This window comes from Micromonospora sp. NPDC007271 (genome assembly GCF_040634005.1).
In the GTDB taxonomy this organism is placed as follows: domain Bacteria; phylum Actinomycetota; class Actinomycetes; order Mycobacteriales; family Micromonosporaceae; genus Micromonospora.
The window spans coordinates 1-24083 of sequence record NZ_JBEYER010000033.1 but is presented as its reverse complement, the minus strand read 5'-3'; the positions used below and the strand labels follow the sequence as shown (position 1 = coordinate 24083).

The window sequence follows — 24083 nt, the reverse complement described above, 5'->3', positions numbered from 1 at the left end:
CGGGGACAGCGCCCCGGACCGACCTGGATGCCACGCTGTCGGGGTCAGGCGACGTCCAGCCGCACCGGGAACAGTGGGGGAATCACCTCGACGAACTCGTCGTAGAACGGGTCGCGGCCCTGGATCTGCACCCTGACCTGTGTGTCACCCGGCCGGAACCGCACCCCACTCGCCGGCGTCCCCGTCGCGGTCCAGCCGACCGTCTGGCCCGGTACGCACTGCACCTCGACGCGCTCGAAATGGATGATCCGGCCGTCCTGCTGCGCATTGGCGTCCACTGACACCGTGGCCGCCTGGCCGCAGGTCAGCGTGCCCTGCACCGTCACCGGACCGTCCGGCATGACGACCGTGCCGGACGTCACGGTGGCCTGCGGGTCCAGCAGCGGCGGCGCCGGCGGGTTGGTCAGGTCGATCTCGCCCCGGGCCGCCGGCTCCCCGCCGTCGCAGTGCTGCTCGAAGGTGGCGTGCAGCTTCTCCACGTAGTGGTACGGCCCGAACTTGACGTCGTGGACGGTGAACGAGCCGGTCAACGCGTCGCCGCAGGTCGCACCGTTGCCGTGCACGATCATCCCCGGGTCGCCACCCTCCTGGTACGGGAAGCGGGTGGCACCGGTGTAGGTGGTGCCCGGTGCCAACGGGTCACGACCGGACGCCAGGGCCAGGTAGAAGCTGACACCGGTGGCGGGGTCGTTCAGCGCGACCGCAACGCCCCCGAACTGGTCGTACATCTGGGCCGTCAGGCCGGACGCCGTGGTGAAGGAGAAGGACTCTCCCCTGGTGATCGGATCGTCCGGGTCACCGCTCAGGGCGAAGGTGCCCGAAGCGGGGCCGCTCGGCGGCTCCGCCGAGGCGGGTGCGGAGACGACCAGGCCGACGGCGCCGGCGGTCAACGACAGGGCTGCGGCGAGCAGGGATCGGCGCCAGGAACGAAGCATGTGGTCCTCCCCCGAAGTGGACATTGCGGCCGCTCCTCTGTGCACGCGTCCGCACCAAGGGTAGTGTTCGCGCCGCCGTCACGCTGTCCCGTCCGATGTTGCCGATGCGACTCCGTCGACGACGTGCTGCCGCGCGGCTGAGCCGGGTCCGCACCCGCCGGTCCACGTCGTCGGGCGTCCGCCCCCGGACCGTGCCGCCGGGTCCGCCGCCGGGAGCCCGCCGGGCCGTCAGGAGGCGCCGTCGGCGCGCAGCGGGACGACGTTGTCGCGGGCGGTGTCCACCAGCGACCCCAGCACCGCGCCGATCTTGTCCGCCGGCATTGGCTTGAAGAAGTGGTAACCCTGGGCGGCGGTGCAGCCCAGCTCGGCCAGGGCAATCCGCTGCTCGGCGGTCTCCACCCCCTCGGCCACCACCCGCAACCCCAGCTCGTGCGCGAGCCCGACGGTGGTCCGGACGATCGCCGCCGCCTCCGGCGAGTCGGCCATCCGGATCACGAAGGAGCGGTCGACCTTCAGCTCGTCGACGGCGATCCGGGTCAGGAAGGTCAACGACGAGAACCCGGTGCCGAAGTCGTCGACGGCGAGCTGCACCCCCATGGACCGCAGGGTGGCGAGCACCTCGTCGATGACCTCCAGCTCACTCATCACCACCGTCTCGGTGATCTCGAGGACCAGCCGGTGCGGCGGCACCTGGTGCCGGCGCAGCGCCTCGCCGATCTCCGTCGGCAGCCGCGGATCGAGCAGGCTGCGCGCCGAGAGGTTCACCGAGATCGGCAGGTCCAACCCCTCGCGGGCCCAGCCGGCCGCCACGGCGAGGGCCTTGTCCAGCACGTACCGGGTGAAGCTGCCGAGCTGCTCGCTGTTCTCCACCGGGCGGATGAAGTCGGCCGGGCCGAGCAGACCCCGCCGCGGATGCCGCCAGCGGATCAGTGCCTCGACCCCGGTCGGGGCGCCGGTCGCCAGGTCCACCGCCGGCTGCAACGCCAGCACCAGCTGGTCGTCGGCCGCCAGGGCCTCCCGCAGCTCCGCGAGCAGCGCCAGGTGGTCGGTGCTCGCCGCATCGCGGGAGCTGTCGTACGCGGCGACGCTGCCGCCGCCCTCCTTCGCCTGGTACATGGCGATGTCGGCCCGGCGCAGCAGCTCGGTCAGGTCGGCGGTGCCCGCGTCGGCGACCACCACCCCGACCGCCACCTCGACGGACATGCGTACGCCCGCCACCTCGGTGGGCGCGGCCAGCCGCTCGGCGATCTCCCGGGCCTGGCGCAGCGCGTACGCCAGCGGCGCGGCCCGGTCGTCGACCACCGGGACCGCGGTCAGCAGCAGGGCGAACTCGTCGCCGCCGAGCCGCCCGAGCAGGTCGCCCGGACGGGCCAGGGCGGCGAGTCGGTTCCCGGTCAGCCGCAGCAGCTGGTCGCCGGCCGCGTGCCCCAGTGTGTCGTTGACCTCCTTGAACTGGTTGATGTCGAGCAGCAGCAGCGCCACCGGGTGGTCGTGGGCGAGCTGCCGCAGCGCCTGGTCACCCTTGGTGAGCATGGCGGCCCGGTTGAGCAGCCCGGTGAGCTGGTCGTGCACCGCCTCGTACGACGAACGGGCGGTGACCAGCCGCAGTTCCCGGTGGGTCGCGGCGTCGTGCAGGGCGGCGGCCAGGGCGTCGCCGAAGGCGGCCACCGCGTCCCGTTCGCGAGTGGACGGCGGGGCGGACCGGGGAAAGTGGACCCGCAGCCGGCCCACCACGGCGCTCCCCACCGTCAGCGGCCGGACCAGCTCCTGCTCGCTCGGCTCGGTACGCGCCGGCGACGCCACCTCGCGGTCGCGTACCTGGCCGCCGGTGTCGCCGCGGTAGCGCCGCCACCGGCCGTCGCCCCGGGCGACGTCCACCTCGACCAGCTCGGCGCCGAAGAGGCTGAGCGCCCCGGTCACCGCGGCGGTCGCCACGCCCCGCTCGTCGAGCTGGTTGAGCGCCGCGGTGGCCTCGGCGAAGGCACGCCAGGTGCGCCGCTCCTGGTCGGCGCGGAGCCGGTGGCGGTAGGTCTGCTGGAGCAGCCAGAGCGGCGGCGGGAGGAGCAGCAGCCAGCGCACGTCGAGCTCCAGCAGCGTGACCACCACCAGGCCGACGGCGACGTTGCCGACGAACATGAGCAGCTTGCCGCGGAGCGCCGCGAGCAGCGGAGGCCCGATCGGGATGCCGTGCCGCAGGGCGAGACTGGCGCCGCCGAGCCAGGCGGTGGTGAGCAGGTAGGCCACCGAGCCGGCGACCAGCGCGAGCGCGAGCTCGGGGGTCGGCGCGGCGAGCATCGGCCGGCCGAGTGCGCTGGCCACCACGGCGGCGAGCGCGGTGGCGGCGGTCAGCGAACCGGTGATCCGCACCAGTTCCAGCACGGGCTGACGGTCGGCGAGCAGGGACATCACGGCCCACGCGGCGCCGGCACCGAGCAGGGCCGCGCCGGGCAACCAGCCGGCCGGGACAAGATAGAGGCAGACGATGAGGGCGGCCTCGCCCCAGGTGATGCTGACCATTCCGGATGCGGTCCGGAAACGCAGGCGGGCGAGCTGGGCGACGACGAACGCGGCGACCGCGATGCCGAACCGGGCCGGGGCCGGCAACGGGTCGTCCGGCGGAAGGGACGCCGTGACGGTGAGGCCGAGCACCGCGGCCACCAGGGCGGTGACCGCGACGGCGAAGGTCAGCAGGAGCACTCCGCTCGGCGTACCGCGCAGGCCCAGCCGATCCGAGGATTGGCCGTCCCCGCCGGGGATCACGGGCCCACCCCGCCGGCCGATGGATCGGGGGCACGGCGGGTGGCCGGTGCTGCCACGGACATCGACGCCCCCTCCCGCGCACGGCTCGGGGACTTCTGGTCCCCCGGCGGAAGGCTAAGCCAAAGCCGGTGGCCGCAACAGGGGTCGGCCACCGGCTTCGGCGTGATTCACGTGCCGACTACCCGTTTCGGCGCTGCTGGGGGCCGTTGGGACCGTTCGTCGAGGATTCCTGGGGCGCGGTCCCGTCTGTCGGATCAACGACCGTCGCCTCGACCCGGCCCTCGTCGGCCGGGTCGGCCTGGTGGGGGAACCGGTCCGGCAGCCGGCGCAGCCGGGCGTTCATGTTGCGGATCAGCAGGACGGTGGCGGTGCCCAGCAGCAGGATGAGGAAAAGGCCCATCGGGCCGGCCAGACCACCCGTGCGCGTGTCACCGAAGTTGTTCTGCGCGAGCACCTGGGCGGTGGTCAGCATGGTGTTCCTCCGATGTGCGGTTACCGACCAGCGTAGCCGCTGGCGGAGTCAGCGGACATGGCACGTCTCGCGGACCCCGGCGAAGAGATCGGACTCCGGCAGCGGGCTGTCCACCAGCGAACGGGCGAGCTGGAAATCCTCCGTCGGCCAGGCGCGCCGCTGCAACTCCATCGGCACCTGGAACCAGAAGCCGTCCGGGTCGATCTGGGTGGCGTGGGCGCGCAGGGCGTCGTCGCGGACCGGGAAGTATTCCGCGCACTCGACCCGGGTGGTGATCCGGAAGCCCTTGTCCGGCCGCTCGTCCCAGCGCTTGAGCCAGTCCTCGTACGGCGACTCGACGCCGGCGGCGAGCATGGCCTCGTGCAGGGCCATGATCTTGCCCTTGGAGAAGCCGACGTCGTAGTAGAGCTTCAGCGGCTGCCACGGCTCGCCCAGCTCCGGGTGGCGCTCCGGGTCACCGGCGGCCTCGAAGGCGGCCACGGTCACCTTGTGGGTCATGATGTGGTCCGGGTGCGGGTAGCCGCCCTCCTCGTCGTAGGTGGTGACGACGTGCGGGCGGAACTGCCGCATCAGCCGCACCAGCGGGACGGCGGCGACCGCCACGTCCTGGAGGGCGAAGCAGCCCTCGGGCAACGGCGGCAGCGGGTCGCCCTCGGGCAACCCGGAGTCGACGAAGCCGAGCCAGGCCTGCTCGATGCCGAGGATCGCCCGGGCCGCGTCCATCTCGGCGCGGCGGATCTCGCCGATGTTGGCCCAGACCTCCGGCCGATCCATCTTGGGGTTGAGCACGCTGCCCCGCTCACCGCCGGTGCAGGTGACGACCAGGACATCCACCCCCTCGGCGACGTATTTCGCCATGGTCGCGGCGCCCTTGCTCGACTCGTCGTCGGGATGGGCGTGCACGGCCATGAGCCGCAGCTGCTCTGCCACCTTCGGCACTCCTCGTCTGTGCCCGCCGGCCGACCCCGCCCGGGACCAACCAGCTGACCTGCCGGAATCCTCCCCCGGGCCCGCGAAAGCCCCCGTGCGGCCGGCCGGCGGCGCGGCCGACCTGCCATCCTTGACTCAGCGCCGGGCTGGGAAGATGGACTCTGCCATTCTTGCCGATGCCGCTGACAACAACGCCAGGAGATACCCGCCGGTGAGCGAGACGCACGCCACAATCACACCGGGTGCGCCGGTCTTCCCGCCCGGTCGTTACGGCCGGCGCCGGGAGCCGGGGCGTCGCCGCCCCGTCCTGCTGGCGCTGCTGGTGGCCGTCCTGATGGCGGTCCTCGGCCTGGTCGCCGCCCGGCTCTACAACCAGTACGGCGACCCCGAGTACCGGGCCGAGCTGATCACCTACACCGGGATCACCGACTCCCGGGTGGTGGTCGACTTCCGGGTCACCCTGCCGCCGGGCGGCTCGGCGACGTGCCTGCTGCGGGCCCGCTCCCACGACGGCGCCCAGGTGGGCCACGCCGAGGTCACGGTGGCCGCCCGCCCCGGCGAGCGGCACGTCACCGCCCGGCACGAGGTGCCCACCACGGCCCGCCCGTTCATCGGCGAGGTGCTGCGCTGCCGGCCGGCCGCCTGAGCGAGGGCCGGCCGGCACCTGCCGAAACGCCCCGCCGGTGACCCGCCGGTGACCCGCCGGCACCTCGGGTGATCTACGGCACCCGGAAAAGCCCGCCGCTGCTAACCTTGGAAGTTCACCTGTCAGCCAGCACCCGCACGACCGAGGAGATCGCCTGTGTCCACGAATGGCAACGAGGCGCCCGCCACCTGGCTGTCCCAGGACGCGTACGACCGTCTGCAGGCCGAGCTCGACGAGCTGATCGCCAACCGGCCGGTCATCGCCGCCGAGATCAATGCCCGGCGCGAGGAGGGCGACCTGCGGGAGAACGGCGGCTACCACGCCGCCCGTGAGGAGCAGGGCAAGGCGGAGGGCCGCATCCTCTACCTGAAGGAACTGCTCCGCACGGCCAAGGTCGGCGAGGCACCGACCGCCGACGCGGTGGCCCCCGGCATGGTCGTCACGATCTACTTCGACGACGACCCCGACGACACCGACACCTTCCTGCTCGGCTCCCGGGAGATCGCCTCCACCACCGACCTGACCGTCTACAGCCCCGAGTCGGCGCTCGGCCGGGCGATCCTGAACGGCAAGGCGGGCCAGAGCTGCACCTACACGGCGCCCAGCGGAGCCGACATCAAGGTGACCATCGTCAAGTTCGAGCCGTTCTCCGGCTGACCGCCCTCCGGACCCGCGCCGGACGGCTCGGGTCCGACCCGACCGAGGCTGACAGGCTCCTCGGGCCCGAGCCACCCGCGACCGCCCCGGACCGGATCATCCGGCCGGGGCGGTCGCGTCTTCGGGGCGCACGGAACGCGATCACGCCTCGCCGGCGAACACCACCTGGTAGCCGCTCGCCCGCAGGGCGCTGATCAGCGTGTCCGAGTGCTCCACGCCGCGGGTCTCCACCGAGAGCGCCACCTCCACCTCGCCGAGGCGCAGGTGCGGGTTGACCCGCTGGTGCTCCACATCGACCACGTTGGCCCGGTGTTCGGCGATCTGGCTGAGCAGCGAGGCGAGCTGACCCGGCCGGTCCGAGCAGCGCACGGTGACCCGCAGGTAGCGGCCGGCCGCCGCGAGCCCGTGCTCGATCACCCGCAGCATGAGCAGCGGGTCGATGTTTCCGCCGGAGAGCACCGCCACCACCGGCGCCTCCACCTCGACCACCCCGGCCAGCAGCGCGGCAACCCCGACCGCACCGGCCGGCTCCACCACCTGCTTGCCGCGTTCCAGCAGCATCAGCAGCGCCCGCGAGATGTCCTCCTCCGACACGGTGACGATCTCGTCGACCAGCTTGCGGACGTGGGTGAAGGTCAGCTCGCCCGGGCGGCCCACCGCGATGCCGTCGGCGATCGTCGAGAACGACGACAGGCGTACCGGCGCGCCGGCCTTGAGCGAGGGCGGGAAGGCGGCGGCGGTCGCCGCCTGCACCCCGATCACCCGTACGTCGGGGCGCAGCGCCTTGGCCGCCACCGCCATGCCGGAGACCAGGCCACCGCCGCCCACCCCGGTGACGATGGTCTTCACGTCCGGGCACTGCTCGAGGATCTCCAACGCCACCGTGCCCTGGCCGGCGATGACGTCCCGGTGGTCGAACGGGTGGATGAACACCGCCCCGGTCCGCTCGGCGAAGGTCTGGGCCGCGACCAGTGACTCGTCCACGGTGTTGCCGATCAGCTCGACGGTGGCGCCGTACCCCTTGGTGGCGGCCACCTTCGGCAGCGGCGCGTTGACCGGCATGAAGACGGTGGCGTGGGTGCCGACCAGGCCGGCGGCGAGCGCCACCCCCTGTGCGTGGTTGCCGGCGCTCGCCGCGACCACGCCGCGTTCCCGCTCCTCGGCCGAGAGCCGGGCGATCCGCACATACGCCCCGCGCACCTTGTACGAGCCGGCGCGTTGCACGTTCTCGCACTTCAGCCACGCCGGCCCGCCGAGCGCGGCGCTGAGCGGCCGGGAGGGTTCCAGCGGGGTGGTGCGGGTGACGCCGGCGAGCAGTTCCCGCGCGGCCCGTACGTCGGCGAGACCGACCAGTTCCGTCATGCCCCGATGGTGCCACCCGCCTCCGGGGGAACCTGCGGCGACGCCACCGTCGGATCGGCCACCACCTGCGGCGACGACCCGGTGACGGGCTGCACCGGATACCGCGGGGCATAAGCGGCGGGCGCGCCGGGCACGGGCCAACCGGGGTGGTAGGGCCAGGCCGGCACGGCCCGGTCGATCCGGTCCTGCTGGGCGGCGGAGATCCGCCGGAGCAGCACGATCAGCGAGACCCCGGCGATCAGGCAGAACACCGCCGGGATCAACCGTGGGACGACCATGTACTGGTAGTAGCTGACGTACTCCTGAAACTCCGCCGCGTTCCGCGGCGTGTCGGCGACTTCCGCGTACTGCAGGGTGTCGATGCTGTTGACGACACCATCACCGATGCTGAACCCCAGCCAGGCGATCCACCAGAGGGCGACCAGCGGGGGCGGGCGCCGACGCCACAGGCTGTCCCGGGCGATGTTGGCCATCACCCGGGCCGGGACGACGAGGTTCGCGAACGGCACCAGCCAACCAGCGATCGCCCAGGCCGGGCTGAGCGACGGCAGGGCGCCGGGGAACGCGTCGGTGTTCTTCCGCGCGCGCCAGGTCCAGACGATCAACAGCACGGCGGCGGTCAGGTACGCGAGGAAGTAGGGCAGGGTGAGCAGACCCTCGGCCACCGCCGCACCGAGCAGCAGGTCGCTGTCCGCCTGGGCGGCGGCCCGGCGCGCCATCGCCCCTCCGACGACCGGGAACAGCGCGCCCGGCAGGTAGAGCACGGTGGTCGCGCAGACCGCGACCGAGGTGGCCAGCCCGAGGCCGCGCACGCCGTAGGTCGCCAGGCCGGGGGTGACCGCCGGCTGGCCGAGCGGGGTGCCGCAGCGCTGGCACTCGTTGAAGGCCGGGGACGTGGGGTCCCCGCAGGTCTGGCACTGCATCGTGACCGTCCAGGGTGGTGGGGGTGCGCCCACGCTAGACGATCATGCGGTCGCCGGCGACCCCGTGCCGACTCGGGGATAACCGGGGGCGTGCCGCTGCCAGGGCGCCTGCAACTCGAACTGGCCGGCGACGCCGAGCAGCAGCAGCTCGGAGCCGGGCGGGCCGACGAACTGCACGGCGACCGGCAGGCCGTCCGGGCGGCGGCCGACCGGCACCACGATCGCCGGCAGCCCGGCGATGTTCCATGGGGCGGCGTACGGGGCGTACCGGATGTTGGCCGCCATGTTCGCCCGCCAGGACCGGCCGGACCAGCCGGCGGCCTCCGGCGGCGGGCCGGCCAGCGCCGGAGTGAGCAGCAGGTCGATGGAGTGGTCGGCGAAGAAGCTCACCGAACGCTCGCGCCAGGCGACCCGGTCCGCCTCGCGGACGTACCCCCGGCGCTGCGCCCACTCGCCGAGCGCGATGTGCCGGCGGCTGCGCCGCTGCAACCCGCCCCGCTCGAGCCCGGCGGCCCGCGCGTCGGCGGCGGCCGCGGCGAACCAGGTGGCCAGACCCTTGAAGCCGAGCGCGGCCGGGTACACCGGGTCGGCCGGCACGGTGTCGTGGCCGGCGGCGGCGAGCAGCCGGCCGGCGGCGGCCACCGCGTCCCGGTTGGGCGCGTCCGGCGCGACACCGCGCACCGGGGAGCGCAGCGAGACGCCGACCCGCAGCCGCGGCGGCTGCGACAGCTTGTCGGGTCGGCGCCCGGCCAGCACCGAGAAGCCGACCACCGCGTCGGCCACCGTGCCGGTGAGCACGCCGTGCTCGGCGAGCCCGAACCAGTCGTCCGCGCCGAGCTGGTACGGGATCACCCCCCGGCCGGGCTTCAGCCCGACCAGGCCGCAGCACGCGGCCGGGATCCGGATCGAGCCGAGGCCGTCGTTGCCGTGTGCCATCGGCACCAGACCGGCGGCCACCGCGGCGGCCGCGCCGCCCGACGAGCCGCCGGGGGTACGCGACAGGTCCCAGGGGTTGCGGGTGACCCCGGACTCGTCGTCGGTGAGCGCCCAGAGGCCGAGCTCCGGCATCCGGGTCACCCCGAGGATCACCGCGCCGGCGCCGCGCAGCCGCCGGACCACCTCGTGGTCGGCCTCCGCCACCGGAGTACGCGCGGCGGCGGAGCCGTTCCAGGTGGGCAGCCCGGCCACGGGAGTGTTCTCCTTCACCGCGACCGGTACCCCGGCGAGGGGGAGGTTGGCCAGATCCTCCTGCTCGTCGACCTTCTCCGCCTCGGTGATCGCCGCCCCGCCGCGTACCGTGCGGAACGCGGCGAGGTCGGCGTCGACGTGCGCGATGTGGTCCAGGTGATCGGCCACGACCTGGGTGGCGGAGACGTCACCCCGGCGTACGCCCCGGGCGATCTGCTTGGCGGTCGCCCCCACCCAGGTGGTCGGCATGATCTCCGGCACGGCCAATCCTCCCCAGCCAGCGGTCAGCCCAGCGCCTGCTCCAGATCGGCGAGCAGGTCGTCGACCGTCTCGATGCCGACAGACAGTCGCACGAGATCGCCGGGAACTTCAAGCGGCGAGCCGGCGGCACTTGCGTGTGTCATCCGTCCCGGGTGCTCGATCAGGGATTCGACGCCGCCGAGGGACTCGGCGAGCACGAAGAGCCGGGCCCGGTTGCAGATCTGCACAGCGTGCTCCTCGCCCCCCGCGACGCGGAAGGAGATCATGCCGCCGAACCGGCGCATCTGCTTGGCGGCCACCTCGTGCCCGGAGTGCGTGGGCAGGCCCGGGTAGAGCACCTCGCTGACCTTGGCGTGACCGTCCAGGTAGGTCGCGATCCGCTCGGCGTTGTCGCAGTGCCGGTCCATCCGTACACCGAGGGTCTTGATGCCGCGCAGGGTGAGCCAGGCGTCGAACGGCCCGTTGACCGCGCCCATCGCGTTCTGGTGGTAGCGCAACTGCTCGCCGAGCCCGGGGTCGGCGGCGACCAGGGCGCCACCGACCACGTCGGAGTGTCCACCGATGTACTTGGTGGTGGAGTGGACGACCACGTCGGCGCCGAACGCGATCGGCTGCTGCAGGTACGGCGAGGCGAAGGTGTTGTCGACCACCAGCAGCGCGTCCGCGTCGTGCGCGACGGCGGCCAGGGCGGCGATGTCGGCGATGCCGAGCAGCGGGTTGGTCGGCGTCTCCACCCAGATGATCTTCGTGCTGCCGGGCCGGATCGCGGCCCGCACGGCGTCCGGGTCGGAGACCTTCGCCGGGGTGTAGTCCAGCCCCCACCGCTCGGCGACCTTGGCGAACAGCCGGTAGGTGCCGCCGTACGCGTCGTCCGGGATCACCACGTGGTCGCCCGGCTTGCAGACGGTGCGCAGCAGGGTGTCCTCGGCGGCCAGGCCGCTGGCGAAGGCGAGGCCCACCGGCCCGCCCTCCAGCGCCGCCAGGCACTCCTGGAGCGCGTCCCGGGTGGGGTTGCCGGAGCGGCTGTACTCGTAGCCCTGCCGGGGCGCGCCGACGGCGTCCTGGGCGTAGGTGCTGGTCTGGTAGATCGGTGGGATCACCGCGCCCGTGCGGGCCTCCGGGTCCTGGCCGGCGTGGATGGCGAGCGTCTCGAAGCCGTGACTCATTCCCGAGACGTTAGTCCGCCGTCGCGTCCCGGTGCGCGGAACCCGGGCCGGCACTAACCTGGCGCGGTGAGCGGGTGCGTGTTCTGCGGGATCGTGGCGGGCGAGGTGCCGGCGTTCACGGTGGCCGACGAGCCGGACGGAGTGGCCTTCCTGGACACCCGGCCGGTCTTCAAGGGCCACGTGCTGGTGGTGCCGCGCGCCCACGTGGTCACCCTCGACACCCTGCCGGCCGAGGCGCTTCCGGGCTACTTCCGGCTGGTGCAGCGGCTCATCGTGGCGGTCGAGGCCGGTCTGGGGTCCGGTGGGACGTTCGTGGCGGTCAACAACAAGGTGTCGCAGTCGGTGCCGCACCTGCACACCCACGTGGTGCCGCGGACGAAGGGCGACGGGCTGCGCGGCTTCTTCTGGCCACGGACCCGCTACCCGGACGACGCCGAGGCACGGGAGTTCGCCCGCAAGATCTCCGCCGCCCTGGCCTGAGTCACGCCCGGGCGGGTAAGGAGGCGGGAACCGGCGGTGTTGCATCCTGGGAGAGGCAAGAGAGGAGTCCAACCGTGTTCCTTCGCCGCATGAAGGCCGAAATGATCTCTCCCGAACAGGCCCTGCCGGGCCGGGCGATCGCGATGCCGATCTCCGACCGGCACGAGGTGCTGCCCTCCTCGCTGAAGGGCCCGTTCCCCGCGGGCTCCCAGGTCGCCGTCTTCGGGATGGGCTGTTTCTGGGGCGCCGAGCGGCTGTTCTGGACCCTCCCCGGCGTGATCACCACCTCGGTCGGCTACGCGGGCGGCTACACCCCGAACCCGACGTACGAGGAGGTCTGCTCGGGAATGACCGGGCACGCCGAGGTGGTCCAGGTGGTCTACGACCCCGCCCGGATCAGCTACGAGGACCTGCTCAAGGTCTTCTGGGAGAACCACGACCCGACCCAGGGCATGCGCCAGGGCAATGATGTCGGCACACAGTACCGCTCGGCGATCTACGCCACCACCGACGAGCAGCTCGCCACCGCGCAGGCGTCCCGGGACGCGTTCGCGCCGATCGTGGCGCGGGCCGGCAAGGGTGAGATCACCACGGAGATCACCCGGCTCGGGGACTACTACTTCGCCGAGGACTACCACCAGCAGTACCTGGCGCCGACCAAGAACCCGAACGGGTACTGCACCCACGGCCCGACCGGGCTGAGCTGCCCGGTCGGCGTGGCCCGTACCGCCGGCTGACCGACCCGAGGTCCGTCACCCAGCTGCGACGGTGGCACAGCTCCCTCACGCCCTTTGGGCTTGACGCCCGACACCTCCCGACGCCCGGCCGGACCTGTGATCCAAATCCGTTGCCTGGGTCCCGGGCGAGTGGATAGCGTGGCGGTACACGGGAAAGGAGGTGGTCCAGCTTTGTATAGCAATCGGACTCGTGAGGTGGCTGTCCGCTAGCCGCTGTCCTCGACAGTGATCCCGTCCGCCGCGAGGCGGGCACAGGCACCAATCGTCGAGACCGTGTGGCAGCGGTGCGGCGAATCCACGACAGCCACCCGACCCCCGGGGTACCGGCCCAGTCCAGCCGGCCCGCGCGCGAGCGCGGACACCCCGGGGGTCGCTTCATGTCAGCGGCAGGAGGCACCGTGTCCATGCGCGAGCTGGTGGTGCTGGGGACGGCCAGCCAGGCGCCCACCCGGCACCGCAACCACAACGGCTACCTGCTGCGCTGGGACGACGAGGTGCTGCTCTTCGACCCGGGCGAGGGCAGCCAACGGCAGCTGCTGCACACCGGGATCTCCGCCACCGACCTCACCCGGATCTGCGTCACCCACTTCCACGGCGACCACTGCCTCGGCCTGCCCGGCATGATCCAGCGGCTCTCGCTCGACCGGGTACCGCACCCGGTGGCCGTGACCTTCCCGGCCGGCGGCACCGAATACTTCGACCGCCTGCACCACGCGTCGGCCTTCTACGAGACCACCGAGCTGGCCGTCGAGCCGGTGCACGCCGACGGGCAGCGGTTCCCCCTGGGCATCGGCACGCTGGAGGCCCGCCGGCTGCGGCACCCGATCGAGACGTACGGCTACCGCCTCGTCGAGCCGGACGGCTGCCGGATGCTGCCGGAGCAGTTGTCCGCGTACGGCATCGCCGGCCCGGCGGTCGGCGAGCTGCTCCGCGTCGGCCACCTGGACCTCGACGGACGCCGCGTCACCCGGGACGAGGTGAGCGTGACCCGGCCGGGGCAGCGATTCGCGTTCGTGATGGACACCGGGCTCTGCGACGCGGTGTGGGCCCTGGCCGACCACGCCGACCTGCTGGTCATCGAGGCGACCTTCCTGGAGTCGGAGGCCGCGCTCGCCGCCGAGGTCGGCCACCTCACCGCCGGCCAGGCCGCGCGGGTCGCGGCCGAGTCCGGGGTACGCACACTCGTGCTCACCCACTTCTCCCAGCGGTACGCCGACCCACGCCGCTTCGCCGACGAGGCCCGGCGGCATTTCACCGGCGAGCTGGTGATCGCCGAGGACCTGCTGACCGTGCCGGTCCCGCCCCGGCGGGTAGCCTCGGCCCGGTGACCGTTTCCCTACGCCCCGCCACCCTGGCCGATCTGATGGCGGTCGGCGCCCTGCACCAGCGCTCCCGGGCGGCGGCGTACTCGTCCTTCCTGCCGCCCGAATCCCTGGCCGAGCCGACGGCGGAGGCGATGGGACGGTACTGGGTGGAACGGGTCGGTTGGGAGGCCGAAGACCACCGGATGACCCTGGCCGAGCGGGACGGCACGCTGGTCGGCTTCAGCTATCTGGGCCCCGACGACGCGGGCGACCCGGCCACCGGCCTGCTCAACGCGATCCACCTGGAGCCGGACCAGCGTGGCCGCGGCACCGGGCGGGCGCTCATGGTCGACGCGCTGGCCGCGATGCGGGCGCGCGGCTGGACCCGGGCGGCGCTCTGGGTGCTGGAAGGGAACGTCCCCGCCCGCCGGTTCTACGAGCGCGGCGGCTGGACCGCCACCGGCGTGTGCCGCGACGACCGGATCGGCTCCGTCCTCGTCCCGCAGCTGCGCTACGCCCGCGAGCTGTGAGGGCCGCTCCGCCGGCGGCGAAGCGGCCCGTGGCCGGGAGGACTCAGCGGGCGCCGAGGTGGGCGAGCAGGTCCTGCCGGGTCAGCACGCCCCTGGGCTTCCCGTCGACCAGCACGAGCGCGGCGTCGGCCTTCTCCAGCAGCGCGACCGCCTCGCTGACCGGCTGACCGCCGCCGATCATCGGCAGCGGCTCGGCCATGTGCCGCTCGATGGTGTCGTGCAGGTGGGCCTGCCCGGTGAAGAGCGCGTCGAGCAGATCCTTCTCGGCGATCGAGCCGGCCACCTCGCCGGTCACCACCGGCGGCTCAGCCTTGAGCACCGGCAGCTGGGAGACGCCGTACTCGCGCATGTAGTCGATGGCGTCGCGGACCGTCTCGGTCGGGTGGACGTGCACCAGCTCGGGCAGGCCGCCCGGCTTGCCGCCGAGCGCGTCGGCCACGGTCGGCTCGGTGCCGGAGTTGTCCAGGAAGCCGTACCGGGCCATCCACTTGTCGTTGAAGATCTTCGACAGGTAGCCCCGGCCACCGTCGGGCAGCAGCACCACGATCACGTCGTCCGGGCCGGCCTTGCGGGCCACCTCCAGGGCGGCCACCACGGCCATCCCGCACGACCCGCCGACCAGCAGCCCCTCCTCGCGGGCCAGCCGCCGGGTCATCTCGAAGGACTGCTTGTCCGACACCTCGACGATCTCGTCGGCGATCGTCCGGTCGTACGTCTCCGGCCAGAAGTCCTCGCCGACACCCTCGACGAGGTACGGCCGGCCGGTGCCGCCCGAGTAGACCGAGCCCTCCGGGTCCGCGCCGATGACCCGGACCCGCCCGTCGGAGGCCTCCTTCAGGTAGCGGCCGATGCCGGAGATGGTGCCGCCCGTGCCGACGCCCGCGACGAAGTGCGTGAGCCGGCCCTCGGTCTGCTTCCACAGCTCCGGGCCGGTGCTCTCGTAGTGCGAGCGGGGGTTGGCCGGGTTGCTGTACTGGTCGGGCTTCCAGGCGCCGGGGATCTCCCGGGCCAGCCGGTCGGAGACGTTGTAGTAGGAACGCGGGTCCTCCGGCGCGACCGCGGTCGGGCAGACCACCACCTCGGCGCCGTACGCGCGCAGCACGTCCTGCTTGTCCTGGCTGACCTTGTCCGGGCAGACGAAGACGCACTTGTAGCCCTTGAGCTGGGCCACCAGGGCCAGCCCGATGCCGGTGTTGCCGCTGGTCGGCTCGACGATGGTGCCGCCGGGCTGCAGGATCCCCGCCCGCTCGGCGTCCTCCACCATCCGCAGCGCGATCCGGTCCTTCACCGAACCGCCCGGGTTGACGTACTCCACCTTCGCCAGCACGGTCGCCTGGATGCCCTCGGTGACGTTGCGCAGGCGTACCAGCGGGGTGTTGCCGATCAGCTCGACGACGTTGTCGTAGTACTGCACCTCGTTGTGCCCTTCGTTGCGGCACCGGCGCCGGCGGCCGGGCGGACGTCTGTTCGTCGCCCAGGGTACGTGCCGTCAGGGCACCGCATGCCCGGGGATGACGGTGCTGCGCCGCGCCTCCCACTGCAGGAACCGCTCCGTCTCGGCGAGCACGCTGCCGGCCAGCCAGCTGACCATCACCGCGTCATCGGCCAGGCCGAAGATCCCCAGCGGGAACTCCGGGATCAGGTCGATCGGCGAGACGATGTACGCCGTGGCGGCGGTCATCATCGCCAGCCGCAGGCCGCCGTCGTACTCGCCCTTCGCGGTGGCCCGGATCATCCGCGGCAGTGCCGCCAACCGCGCGCCCAGCGACGGGCCGCCCCGCGCCCCCGCCATCAGCGCCCGGGCCAACGCGGCGAAGGCCGCGCTCCGCTTCAACGTCTTTGCCATCCTCGTCGCCCCTTTCCGCCCATCAGCGTGCCGCCTCGGCGCAAGCGTGCCACTGTTCCGAACAAATACCCGGAACAGTCGATTTCCAGCCCCCTGATCACGGGAGCGCGGGGTGTCGGGGCGGCGCGATAATGTCGGTTCATGGGGGACGCTGGTTCCGTCGCACCGTCCGCTTGGCGGGATGTCCGGCGGATCGCCCGCCTGGCGGCGATCGGCACGGGCGCCACCGTGGCGGCCACCGTCGCGACCGGCGGGGTGCTGCTCGGCCAGGCCCGGCAGGCCCGCCGCACCATCCCGATGGCCGAGGCGCCCCCGCCGCGCTGTGACGGAGTGTACGGCGCGAAACTCCCCGGCCCGCCGATCACCATGGTCATCCTCGGCGATTCCTCGGCCGCCGGTTACGGCGTGCACCGTCGCCGCGAGACGCCGGGCGCGCTGCTGGCCACCGGGCTGTCCCGCCGGCTGCACCGGCCGGTGCGGCTGCACCGGTTCGCCGTGGTCGGCGCCCTCTCCGCCGGGCTGAAGCCGCAGGTCGAGTCGGCCCTGGAGGTCGAGCCGCACATCGCGGTCATCCTGATCGGCGGTAACGACGTCACCAACCGCACCGCACCGTCGGTGGCCGTGCGCTACCTGGTCGACGCGGTCCGCGCGCTGCGCGCGGCGGGCTGCGAGGTGGTCGTCGGCACCTGCCCCGACCTGGGGGCAATCCGGCCGATCCAGCCACCGCTGCGCTGGCTGGCCCGCCGTTGGAGCCGTCAGCTCGCCGCCGCCCAGACGGTCGCCGTGGTCGAGGCGGGCGGCTGGACGGTCTCCCTCGGTGACCTGCTCGGTCCCCGGTTCGCCGCGGAGCCGGCCCGGATGTTCGCCTGGGACCGGTTCCACCCGTCCGCCGAGGGCTACGCGGTCGCCGCGGCGGCGCTGCTGCCCACCCTGCTCTCCGCGCTGGGCGCCGGCCAGGAACGCCGGGCGCCGCTCGCCGGCCGCGACGGCGTACGGTCGCTCCCCGAGGCGGCCCACGAGGCGGCCCGGCACGCCGGCACCGAGGTCAGCGGCACCCAGGTCCGGGGCCGCGACCGAGGTCCCGCCGGCCGCTGGGCACAGCTTCGGCGGCGCGCCTTCTTCGGGGTCGGCGCGGTGCCGCAACCCGGCCCCTCCGCGGATTCACCGACCCTTGAGGGTCTGGCGTGAGCGGGCCCGGCGAGGCATCATCAGCAGGCACAACGCGGGCCGCGCCCATTTTCGAGGCCGTTCGCGGGAAAGGCGCGGCAGTTCCCGACGTCGCGAAGGGAACGGTTCACGCCGTCGGAGCTGGGGAGGTGTCGTCGTCATGACGGAGCGTAACGGGCTCGTCGTCCGGCTGGGCCGGGCCGCGGCACTGTCCCTGGTCGCCGGCACGGTGGGCGGCGCGGCGATCCTCGCCGGCCAGGCCATCGCCGCCCGCAGCCGCCAGTACGCCCAGCCCGAGCTGGGCCTCGCGCTGCGCGCCACGGTCGGCCGGGCGGATGCCCCGGCGCTGCGGCTGGTGCTGCTCGGCGACTCCTCGGCGCTCGGCGTCGGGGTGGCGCGCCTCGAGGAGACCGTCGGCGGCCAGCTGGCCCACCTGCTCGCCGAGGGGCCGACCGGCCGGCGGGTGCAGCTGTCCAGCGTGGGGGTGTCCGGCTCCCGCTCCACCGACCTGGCCACCCAGGTGGCCCGGGCGCTGCTCGGTGAGCGCCCCGACGTGGCGGTGATCCTGATCGGGGCCAACGACGCCACCGCCCTGGCCCGGCCCGCGGACGCCGCGGCGTACCTCGGCTCGGCGATCCGCCGGCTGCGCGAGGCGCACGTCGAGGTGGTCGTGGGCACCTGCCCCGACCTCGGCGCGGTGCGCGCGGTCGCGTCCCCGTTGCGGCAGGTGCTCGCCTGGTCGGGGCGGCGGATCGCCCGGGCGCAGATCTCGGCCGTGCTGGACGCCGGCGGCACCGTGGTCGACCTGGCCGCCGAGACCGGCCCCGTGTTCCGGGCGGACGCGGGGACGCTCTGCCACGACGCCTACCACCCCTCCGCGGACGGCTACCGGGTCTGGGCACACGCCCTGCTGCCGGCGGTCGAAGCGGCGGCGACGGTCGCCTCCCGGCACCACTGACCGCCGCCCCGGCACCAGCAACCCGACGCCGGGCGTGACATTTCCCGCCGGGCGGCCAGCTTCCGCCACAAGTTACCCGCGAGTTAGCGTTGGCTCATGCCGATTGAGTCGCCCCGTGACGCCGTCATCGTCGCCACCGCCCGCTCCCCCATCGGTCGGGCGGTCAAGGGTTCCCTCCGGGACGTCCGACCGGACGACCTGACCGCCACCATCGTGCAGGCCGCCCTCGACAAGGTGCCCGCGCTCGACCCCACCACCGTCGACGATCTCTACCTGGGCTGCGGCCTGCCCGGCGGCGAGCAGGGCTTCAACCTGGCCCGGGTGGTCGCCACCCTGCTGGGGCTGGACGGCCTTCCCGGCGCCACGCTGACCCGGTACTGCGCGTCCTCGCTGCAGACCACCCGGATGGCCATGCACGCGATCCGGGCCGGCGAGGGTGACGTCTTCATCTCCGCCGGTGTCGAGACCGTCTCCCGGTACGCCCGGGGCAACTCCGACACCCTGCCCCCGGAGGCGCAGGCGCTGGTCGGCGGCGGCTGGGAGAACCCGCGCTTCGCCGAGGCCCGCGAGCGCTCCGCGGCCCGGGCCCGGGGCGGCGCCGAGGTGTGGACCGACCCGCGGGAGGCCGGCCGGCTCCCCGACATCTACCTGGCGATGGGACAGACCGCGGAGAACCTCGCCCAGGTCCACGACATCACCCGTGAGGACATGGACGCGTTCGGCGTACGCAGCCAGAACCTGGCCGAGAAGGCGATCGCCGCCGGCTTCTGGGCTCGCGAGATCACCCCGGTGACCACGCCGGACGGCACCGTGGTCAGCGCCGACGACGGCCCCCGCCCGGGGGTGACCATGGCGGGCGTCGCCGGCCTGAAGCCGGTCTTCCGCCCGGACGGCCGGATCACCGCCGGCAACTGCTGCCCGCTCAACGACGGGGCCGCCGCCGTGATCGTGATGAGCGCCCAGCGGGCGAAGGATCTCGGCCTCACCCCGCTTGCCCGGATCGTCTCCACCGGCGTCACCGCGCTCTCCCCGGAGATCATGGGTCTCGGCCCGGTCGAGGCGTCGAAGCAGGCGCTCCGGCGGGCCGGCATGACCATCGACGACGTCGACCTGGTCGAGATCAACGAGGCGTTCGCCGCCCAGGTGATCCCGTCGTACCGGCAGCTCGGCATCCCGGAGGAGAAGCTGAACGTGATGGGCGGCGCGATCGCCGTCGGGCACCCGTTCGGCATGACCGGCGCCCGGATCACCGGCACCCTGCTCAACGCCCTGGAGTGGCACGACAAGACCATCGGCCTGGAGACCATGTGCGTCGGCGGCGGCCAGGGCATGGCCATGGTGCTCGAACGGCTGAGCTGAGCCGAATCGACGCCAGCCGGGCGCGGGCCTAGAGCGAGGCGCGGGTGCTGGCCACCGCGGCGGCGGCCTCGGCCAGCACCGACTCCGCCGGGCCGGCCGCCACCAGGTCGGCGGCGACCACCCGGAGCTGGTCGGGCAGGACCAGGTCGCTGCCGAGCCGGGGCACGTCCCGGCGCGGCTCACCCTGCGCGTCCGCCGCCAGGTTGGCGATCTCCTGCACCAGTTTGTGCACCAGGTCGGCCCGGGAGACGTTGCCGCCCTCGGCCGATGCCGACCAGCGCGGCTGCTGCCAGTGCCCGACCTGGCGGACCAGCAGCTGCACCGCCCGGTCCAGTTCCCCTGCGCTCATCGTGGCCGAGTCTACGACGGCTCCAGGTCGCGGCGCGGCGGCAGACCGGCCTTCATTCGGACCGGAGCGCCGCCTAGCGGCGGGAGGCCGAATCATGGCCGCCAGCCGAGCTGGAGTTGTCGCTGGTCAGCGCCGGACGTAGCTGAGCAGGCGGAGGATCTGCCAGTACAGGAAGATCAAGCCGACCAGCAGCCCGAACGCGCAGTACCAGGCGTACCGGCGGGACAGGCCGGCCCGGACCGACCGCTCGACCAGGTCGAAGTCGAGGATGAAGCTGAACGCTCCGGCGATGATCGCCACCACCGAGAAGAGGTACGGCAGCCAGCCCACCCGCGCGGTCAGGCTGTAGACCACCAGCCCCTGCCGCCCGGTGAACAGGTAGGCGGCCAGGTTGACCAGGCTGAGCACCAGGATCCCGAGCAGCACGCCGGCGACCAGCCGGGCCATCCGTGGGGTGGCTCGGACGATCCGGGCCCGGTAGAGCAGCGCCATGCCGAGGAAGACGCCGAAGGTGCCGATCACCGCCTGCACCACGATGCCCGGATAGACCAGCTCGAAGGCCCGGCTGGCCACCCCGAGCAGCAGCCCCTGGAGCACCGCGTACGCGACGATGAGCGGCGGGTTGGTGACCTGCCTGAGGGAGATGAACAGCAGCAGCGCCAGACTGGCCAGGGAGCTGCCGGCCAGCGCCGCCGGGATCCACACCGCCTGCGGCACGAACACCCAGGCGACCGCGGCGGTGGCGCCGGTGAGCAGCAGCAGGCCCACGGTGCGGCTGACCACGTCGGCCACGGTCATCGTGTCGGCGGCGCCGAGCACCTGGCGCTCGGCCCGGCGGACGTCGTCCAGCCGGGTCAGCACCGGGTTGGCACTGCGCACCGCGACCTCCTCGCCGACGTACCCCGCTCCACTCTGCCCGGGGCGGCTCGGCGACGGCGGGGAAACGACGACGCCCGCCGCCGCGGTCGCGGCAGGCGGGCGTCGGAGGTCGGGCGGCGGTCAGTCGTCGCCCTGGAAGTAGCTGAGCAGGCGCAGCACCTCGAGGTAGAGCCAGACCAGGCCGACCACGATGCCGAAGGCGGCCGTCCAGGCGTACCGCTGCGGGAGCCCCATCCGGACGCCCTCTTCGATGTTCGCGAAGTTGAGCACGAAGCTCAGCGAGGCGACCACGATGCAGACCAGGCTGAAGACGATGGCCAGGCCGCTGCCGTCGCGCAGGTGGGTGTTGACCCCGAAGAGCGAGAGCACCAGGTTGATCATCATGGCCGCGAAGAGGCCACCCATGATCGCGACCATGATCTTGGTGAATTTCGGGGTGGCGCGGATGACGCGCGCCTTGTAGAGCATCGTCATCACGAAGAAGACGCCGAAGGTCGCCACCACGGCCTGCAGCACGATCCCGGGGTAGCGGTGGTCGAAGAACTTGCTCACCGCACCGACGAAGACACCCTCGATGATGGAGTACGCCACGACCAGGGCCGGGTTCGCCATCCGCGAGAACGAGATGATCATGCCGAGCACCAGGCCGACCACCGCGCCGCCGAGCCAGGCCAGCCCGAGCAGCTGGTCCGGGACCAGGACCCAGGTGGCCGCCGCGGCGCCGCCCAGGATCGCCAGCATGGTGACCGTCTTGACGACGACGTCGTCCAGGGTCATCGGGGCGGCGGTGGTCGGGGCCGCCGGGTAGCCGGTCGCGTACTGCTGCTGCGGGTACGGCTGGTACTGCTGCGGATATCCGGGCTGACCGTACGGCCCGGGCTGGGCGTACCCGGCCGCCCGCTCGCGCTCGGCCGCCTGGCCGAACCGGGAGAGCACCGGGTTCGAGGTCTTCACTTTCAGGCCTCCCTCAGGGGGTCAATGCACGTGAACGTGCAGCTCCAGGGTAGACGGGAGGCGCAACCCCGTGCTGGCAGTGAAGCTGTGGGAAAGCTGAGAGTCTGAGGTGCCCGGGGCGGGGCTCGAACCCGCACGCCTCGCGGCAGCCGCTTTTAAGGCGGCCGTGTCTGCCGTTCCACCACCCGGGCGGGTGACACCGACGCAGCGGTGCAGGTCTCACCGTAACCGTTCCGCGGCAAGCCGGCGTACCCGGCGGGGACCCGCCCCTATGGTCGAAGCCGTGACCAGCGCCGCCCGCGCGGGCCCCGGCCGGGAGGTCCGCCTCGAACCGGCGGCCGCCCGTCCGAGCCGGGCGGGCCGCCTGCTGGCCACCGTGGCCCGCCACCGCGCGGGCCTGCTGGCCGGGCTGCTCTTCACCCTGCTCGCCGGCTGGCTCACGCACGGCCTGTGGCCGGCCCCGGGGCAGCGGGTGCTCGCGCTCAACCCGGCGGACCAGACCCTCTACGAGTGGTTCCTGGCCGTCGACTCGCGGGCTCTGCTGGGCGACTTCAGCCTGCTCACCGACCGGCTCAACGCGCCGGACGGGGTCAACCTGCTGGCCAACACCACGGTGATCGCGCTCGGGGTGCTGCTCGCCCCGATCACGGTCGCGTTCGGGGCGCCGGTCACCTTCGCCCTGCTGGCCGCCGGCAACCTCGCCGGCACCGCCGTGGCCTGGTATCTGCTGTTCACCCGGGCGCTGCGCGCCCACCCGCTCGCCGCCGGCCTCGGCGCGGCGCTCTGCGGCTTCGGCCCCGGCATGGTCGCGCAGAGCAACGCCCACCTGCACATGACCGCCCAGTGGCTGGTCCCCGTGATCGTCTGGCAGGTGGTCCGGCTGCTCCGGGCCGCCTGTCGGTCGGACGGGCCGGACCGCCGGCGGCTGGCCGGCTCGGCGGTCGGGCTGGCCACGGCGGTGGCCGCACAGTTCTTCATCGGCGAGGAGGTGCTCCTCCTCACCGCGGTCACCCTGCTGGTGATGGCGGTCGCGTACGGGCTGGCCGACCGGGCGCTGCTACGCCGGGCGCTGCCCGCGTTCGCCGCCGGGCTCACGGTGGCCGCCGGCCTGGCCGGGTTCGTGCTCGCGTACCCGCTGTGGTATCAGTTCGCCGGCCCGCAGGCGGTGCCCACCGGGACGTTCGACCCACACCACTACGCCGCCGACCTGACCAGCTGGACGACGTTCTCCCCGCTGTCCGTGCTGGGCAGCGACGCCGCGTCCCAACTGACCAGCGGCCCGGCCGAGTTCAACACCTTCCTCGGCTGGCCCCTGCTGCTGGTCACCGTCGCCTGCGCAGTCCGGCTGGTTCGCCGCCCGGTGGTGGTCGCCTGCGGGGCCGGAGCCCTGGTCATGGGGGTGCTGTCGCTCGGCCCCGAGGTGCTGGTCGCCGGCGAGCGGACCGGGCTGCCCACCCCGTACGCGCTGCTGGTCGGACTGCCGGTGGTGGACAGCGCGCTGCCCACGCGGTTCGGCCTGGCGGTGCTGCCCCTGGCCGGCACGGTGCTGGCCCTCGCCCTGGACCGGGCAGTGGCGGAACGCGGCCTGGCCCGGCGGCTGGTGCCGGTGGCCGTCGGCGTGGGGCTGCTCACCGTCTTCCCCGCGCCGCTGCCGACCACAGCCCGGCCGCCGCTGCCCGAGTTCGTCGCCGCCGGCCACTGGCGGGAGTGCGTACGCCCCGGCGGGGTGCTGGTCCCGGTGCCGACGGCCACCCCGACCGATCCGTGGCCGATGCGCTGGGCCACCGCCACGAACGCGGCGTTCGGCATGCCGGAGGGCTTCTTCATCGGCCCGTACGGCAACGACGGCGCCCCGTCCGTCGGCACCTACCGGCGCCCCACCTCCGTTCTGCTGGCCGACGCCGCCGTACGGGGCGTACCGCCCGTGATCGGCGACGAGCAGCGCCGGCAGGCCGCCCGGGACGTCCGCTTCTGGGGCGCCTCCTGCGTGGCACTGACCGACGACGCGCCGCACCCCGAGGCCCTGCGCTGGACCCTGGAGGCGCTCTTCGGCCCGGGCATCCGCGTCGCCGACGCCTGGACCTGGCGGTTCTGATCGCTGTTCGGGCTGGTTGCTGTTGTGCTTGGTTGCTGTTGGTGGCTGGTTGCTGTTCGGGCTGGGGGCGAGGGTGACCGGCTCCGGGCGGTCAGGCTTGATCCCTGCGCCGGTCACCCTCGCCC

The 24083-nt window shown here is 73.3% G+C and carries 23 protein-coding genes and 1 tRNA gene; 10 read left to right on the top strand and 14 right to left on the bottom strand.

Annotation, left to right across the window (positions count from 1 at the left end; translation table 11 throughout):
• Window positions 1-44 precede the first annotated feature (44 nt).
• The 4 genes from ABZ570_RS14495 to mca all read right to left on the bottom strand — a co-directional run bounded on the left by ABZ570_RS14495 (window position 45) and on the right by mca (window position 5097).
• Window positions 45-959, bottom strand: a complete 915-nt coding sequence (locus ABZ570_RS14495; RefSeq protein WP_358062292.1) for a hypothetical protein — start codon at window positions 957-959, stop codon at window positions 45-47.
• Between the two features lie 204 nt (window positions 960-1163).
• Window positions 1164-3659, bottom strand: a complete 2496-nt coding sequence (locus ABZ570_RS14490) for a bifunctional diguanylate cyclase/phosphodiesterase (protein WP_358062392.1) — start codon at window positions 3657-3659, stop codon at window positions 1164-1166.
• 214 nt (window positions 3660-3873) lie between these two features.
• Window positions 3874-4167, bottom strand: a complete 294-nt coding sequence (locus ABZ570_RS14485; protein ID WP_358062289.1) for a hypothetical protein — start codon at window positions 4165-4167, stop codon at window positions 3874-3876.
• A gap of 48 nt (window positions 4168-4215) precedes the next feature.
• Window positions 4216-5097 (bottom strand): mycothiol conjugate amidase Mca, encoded by an 882-nt coding sequence (gene mca / locus ABZ570_RS14480; protein WP_358062286.1) that lies wholly within the window; start codon window positions 5095-5097, stop codon window positions 4216-4218.
• Window positions 5098-5308: 211 nt separating this feature from the next.
• On the opposite strand from mca, the gene ABZ570_RS14475 reads away from it, so the two are divergent.
• Entirely contained in the window at window positions 5309-5743 is a 435-nt protein-coding gene (locus ABZ570_RS14475; protein WP_358062283.1) for a DUF4307 domain-containing protein, read from the top strand.
• A 156-nt stretch (window positions 5744-5899) separates the two neighbouring features.
• Window positions 5900-6400: a transcription elongation factor GreA gene (greA, locus tag ABZ570_RS14470; RefSeq protein ID WP_358062280.1), complete on the top strand. Its 501-nt coding sequence runs from the start codon at window positions 5900-5902 to the stop codon at window positions 6398-6400.
• Between the two features lie 141 nt (window positions 6401-6541).
• Here the strand turns inward: greA and ilvA are convergent, their stop codons facing one another.
• The 4 genes from ilvA to ABZ570_RS14450 are packed head-to-tail and all read right to left on the bottom strand — an operon-like array spanning window position 6542 to window position 11300.
• Window positions 6542-7762 carry a threonine ammonia-lyase gene (ilvA, locus tag ABZ570_RS14465; RefSeq protein WP_358062277.1) on the bottom strand — a complete coding sequence of 407 codons (1221 nt, stop codon included), beginning with the start codon at window positions 7760-7762 and terminating at the stop codon, window positions 6542-6544.
• Window positions 7759-8718 (bottom strand): DUF4328 domain-containing protein, encoded by a 960-nt coding sequence (locus tag ABZ570_RS14460; RefSeq protein WP_358062274.1) that lies wholly within the window; start codon window positions 8716-8718, stop codon window positions 7759-7761. The genes ilvA and ABZ570_RS14460 overlap by 4 nt, the downstream gene beginning before the upstream one ends.
• 9 nt (window positions 8719-8727) lie before the next feature.
• Complete coding sequence (locus ABZ570_RS14455; protein ID WP_358062271.1) at window positions 8728-10140, bottom strand: amidase; 1413 nt, start codon at window positions 10138-10140, stop codon at window positions 8728-8730.
• A gap of 17 nt (window positions 10141-10157) precedes the next feature.
• Complete coding sequence (locus ABZ570_RS14450) at window positions 10158-11300, bottom strand: cystathionine gamma-synthase (protein ID WP_358062268.1); 1143 nt, start codon at window positions 11298-11300, stop codon at window positions 10158-10160.
• Between the two features lie 66 nt (window positions 11301-11366).
• Between ABZ570_RS14450 and ABZ570_RS14445 the strand changes: the two genes are divergently transcribed.
• From ABZ570_RS14445 to ABZ570_RS14430, 4 genes are all read left to right on the top strand, one after another.
• The gene (locus ABZ570_RS14445; RefSeq protein ID WP_358062265.1) at window positions 11367-11780 is read left to right on the top strand and encodes an HIT family protein; all 414 of its coding nucleotides are present in this window, start codon (window positions 11367-11369) and stop codon (window positions 11778-11780) included.
• Between the two features lie 74 nt (window positions 11781-11854).
• Window positions 11855-12517, top strand: a complete 663-nt coding sequence (gene msrA / locus ABZ570_RS14440; protein WP_358062262.1) for a peptide-methionine (S)-S-oxide reductase MsrA — start codon at window positions 11855-11857, stop codon at window positions 12515-12517.
• A 398-nt stretch (window positions 12518-12915) separates the two neighbouring features.
• Window positions 12916-13845 (top strand): ribonuclease Z, encoded by a 930-nt coding sequence (locus tag ABZ570_RS14435; RefSeq protein ID WP_358062259.1) that lies wholly within the window; start codon window positions 12916-12918, stop codon window positions 13843-13845.
• Entirely contained in the window at window positions 13842-14351 is a 510-nt protein-coding gene (locus tag ABZ570_RS14430; RefSeq protein ID WP_358062257.1) for a GNAT family N-acetyltransferase, read from the top strand. The genes ABZ570_RS14435 and ABZ570_RS14430 overlap by 4 nt, the downstream gene beginning before the upstream one ends.
• Window positions 14352-14394: 43 nt before the next feature.
• Here the strand turns inward: ABZ570_RS14430 and ABZ570_RS14425 are convergent, their stop codons facing one another.
• Window positions 14395-15765 (bottom strand): cystathionine beta-synthase, encoded by a 1371-nt coding sequence (locus ABZ570_RS14425; RefSeq protein WP_358062254.1) that lies wholly within the window; start codon window positions 15763-15765, stop codon window positions 14395-14397.
• Window positions 15766-15840: 75 nt separating this feature from the next.
• Window positions 15841-16197, bottom strand: coding sequence for a YkvA family protein (locus ABZ570_RS14420; RefSeq protein ID WP_358062251.1), 357 nt, complete (start codon window positions 16195-16197; stop codon window positions 15841-15843).
• Window positions 16198-16338: 141 nt separating this feature from the next.
• On the opposite strand from ABZ570_RS14420, the gene ABZ570_RS14415 reads away from it, so the two are divergent.
• From ABZ570_RS14415 to ABZ570_RS14405, 3 genes are all read left to right on the top strand, one after another.
• Window positions 16339-17385 (top strand): SGNH/GDSL hydrolase family protein, encoded by a 1047-nt coding sequence (locus ABZ570_RS14415; RefSeq protein WP_358062248.1) that lies wholly within the window; start codon window positions 16339-16341, stop codon window positions 17383-17385.
• A 139-nt stretch (window positions 17386-17524) separates the two neighbouring features.
• Complete coding sequence (locus ABZ570_RS14410; RefSeq protein WP_358062245.1) at window positions 17525-18322, top strand: SGNH/GDSL hydrolase family protein; 798 nt, start codon at window positions 17525-17527, stop codon at window positions 18320-18322.
• A gap of 96 nt (window positions 18323-18418) precedes the next feature.
• Window positions 18419-19681, top strand: a complete 1263-nt coding sequence (locus ABZ570_RS14405) for an acetyl-CoA C-acetyltransferase (protein ID WP_358062242.1) — start codon at window positions 18419-18421, stop codon at window positions 19679-19681.
• Window positions 19682-19709: 28 nt separating this feature from the next.
• Here the strand turns inward: ABZ570_RS14405 and ABZ570_RS14400 are convergent, their stop codons facing one another.
• From ABZ570_RS14400 to ABZ570_RS14385, 4 genes are all read right to left on the bottom strand, one after another.
• Entirely contained in the window at window positions 19710-20030 is a 321-nt protein-coding gene (locus ABZ570_RS14400; RefSeq protein WP_358062239.1) for a hypothetical protein, read from the bottom strand.
• A 126-nt stretch (window positions 20031-20156) separates the two neighbouring features.
• Window positions 20157-20909, bottom strand: a complete 753-nt coding sequence (locus tag ABZ570_RS14395) for a Bax inhibitor-1/YccA family protein (RefSeq protein WP_358062236.1) — start codon at window positions 20907-20909, stop codon at window positions 20157-20159.
• 120 nt (window positions 20910-21029) lie between these two features.
• On the bottom strand, window positions 21030-21863 hold the full coding sequence (locus ABZ570_RS14390; protein WP_358062233.1) for a Bax inhibitor-1/YccA family protein: 834 nt from the start codon (window positions 21861-21863) through the stop codon (window positions 21030-21032).
• Window positions 21864-21973: 110 nt separating this feature from the next.
• Window positions 21974-22054: transfer RNA gene (locus tag ABZ570_RS14385), tRNA-Leu, on the bottom strand.
• A 92-nt stretch (window positions 22055-22146) separates the two neighbouring features.
• On the opposite strand from ABZ570_RS14385, the gene ABZ570_RS14380 reads away from it, so the two are divergent.
• Window positions 22147-23958, top strand: coding sequence for a hypothetical protein (locus ABZ570_RS14380; RefSeq protein WP_358062230.1), 1812 nt, complete (start codon window positions 22147-22149; stop codon window positions 23956-23958).
• The last annotated feature ends 125 nt before the right edge of the window (window positions 23959-24083 follow it).

Excerpts from the sequence above, each read along its gene's own strand:
- ABZ570_RS14485 (WP_358062289.1), bottom strand. The coding sequence starts at position 4,167 with ATGCTGACCACCGCCCAGGTGCTCGCGCAGAACAACTTCGGTGACACG.
- ABZ570_RS14400 (WP_358062239.1), bottom strand. The coding sequence starts at position 20,030 with ATGAGCGCAGGGGAACTGGACCGGGCGGTGCAGCTGCTGGTCCGCCAG.
- ABZ570_RS14495 (WP_358062292.1), bottom strand. The coding sequence starts at position 959 with ATGTCCACTTCGGGGGAGGACCACATGCTTCGTTCCTGGCGCCGATCC.
- ABZ570_RS14420 (WP_358062251.1), bottom strand. The coding sequence starts at position 16,197 with ATGGCAAAGACGTTGAAGCGGAGCGCGGCCTTCGCCGCGTTGGCCCGG.
- ABZ570_RS14450 (WP_358062268.1), bottom strand. The coding sequence starts at position 11,300 with ATGAGTCACGGCTTCGAGACGCTCGCCATCCACGCCGGCCAGGACCCG.
- ABZ570_RS14405 (WP_358062242.1), top strand. The coding sequence starts at position 18,419 with ATGCCGATTGAGTCGCCCCGTGACGCCGTCATCGTCGCCACCGCCCGC.
- ABZ570_RS14410 (WP_358062245.1), top strand. The coding sequence starts at position 17,525 with ATGACGGAGCGTAACGGGCTCGTCGTCCGGCTGGGCCGGGCCGCGGCA.
- ilvA (WP_358062277.1), bottom strand. The coding sequence starts at position 7,762 with ATGACGGAACTGGTCGGTCTCGCCGACGTACGGGCCGCGCGGGAACTG.
- ABZ570_RS14415 (WP_358062248.1), top strand. The coding sequence starts at position 16,339 with ATGGGGGACGCTGGTTCCGTCGCACCGTCCGCTTGGCGGGATGTCCGG.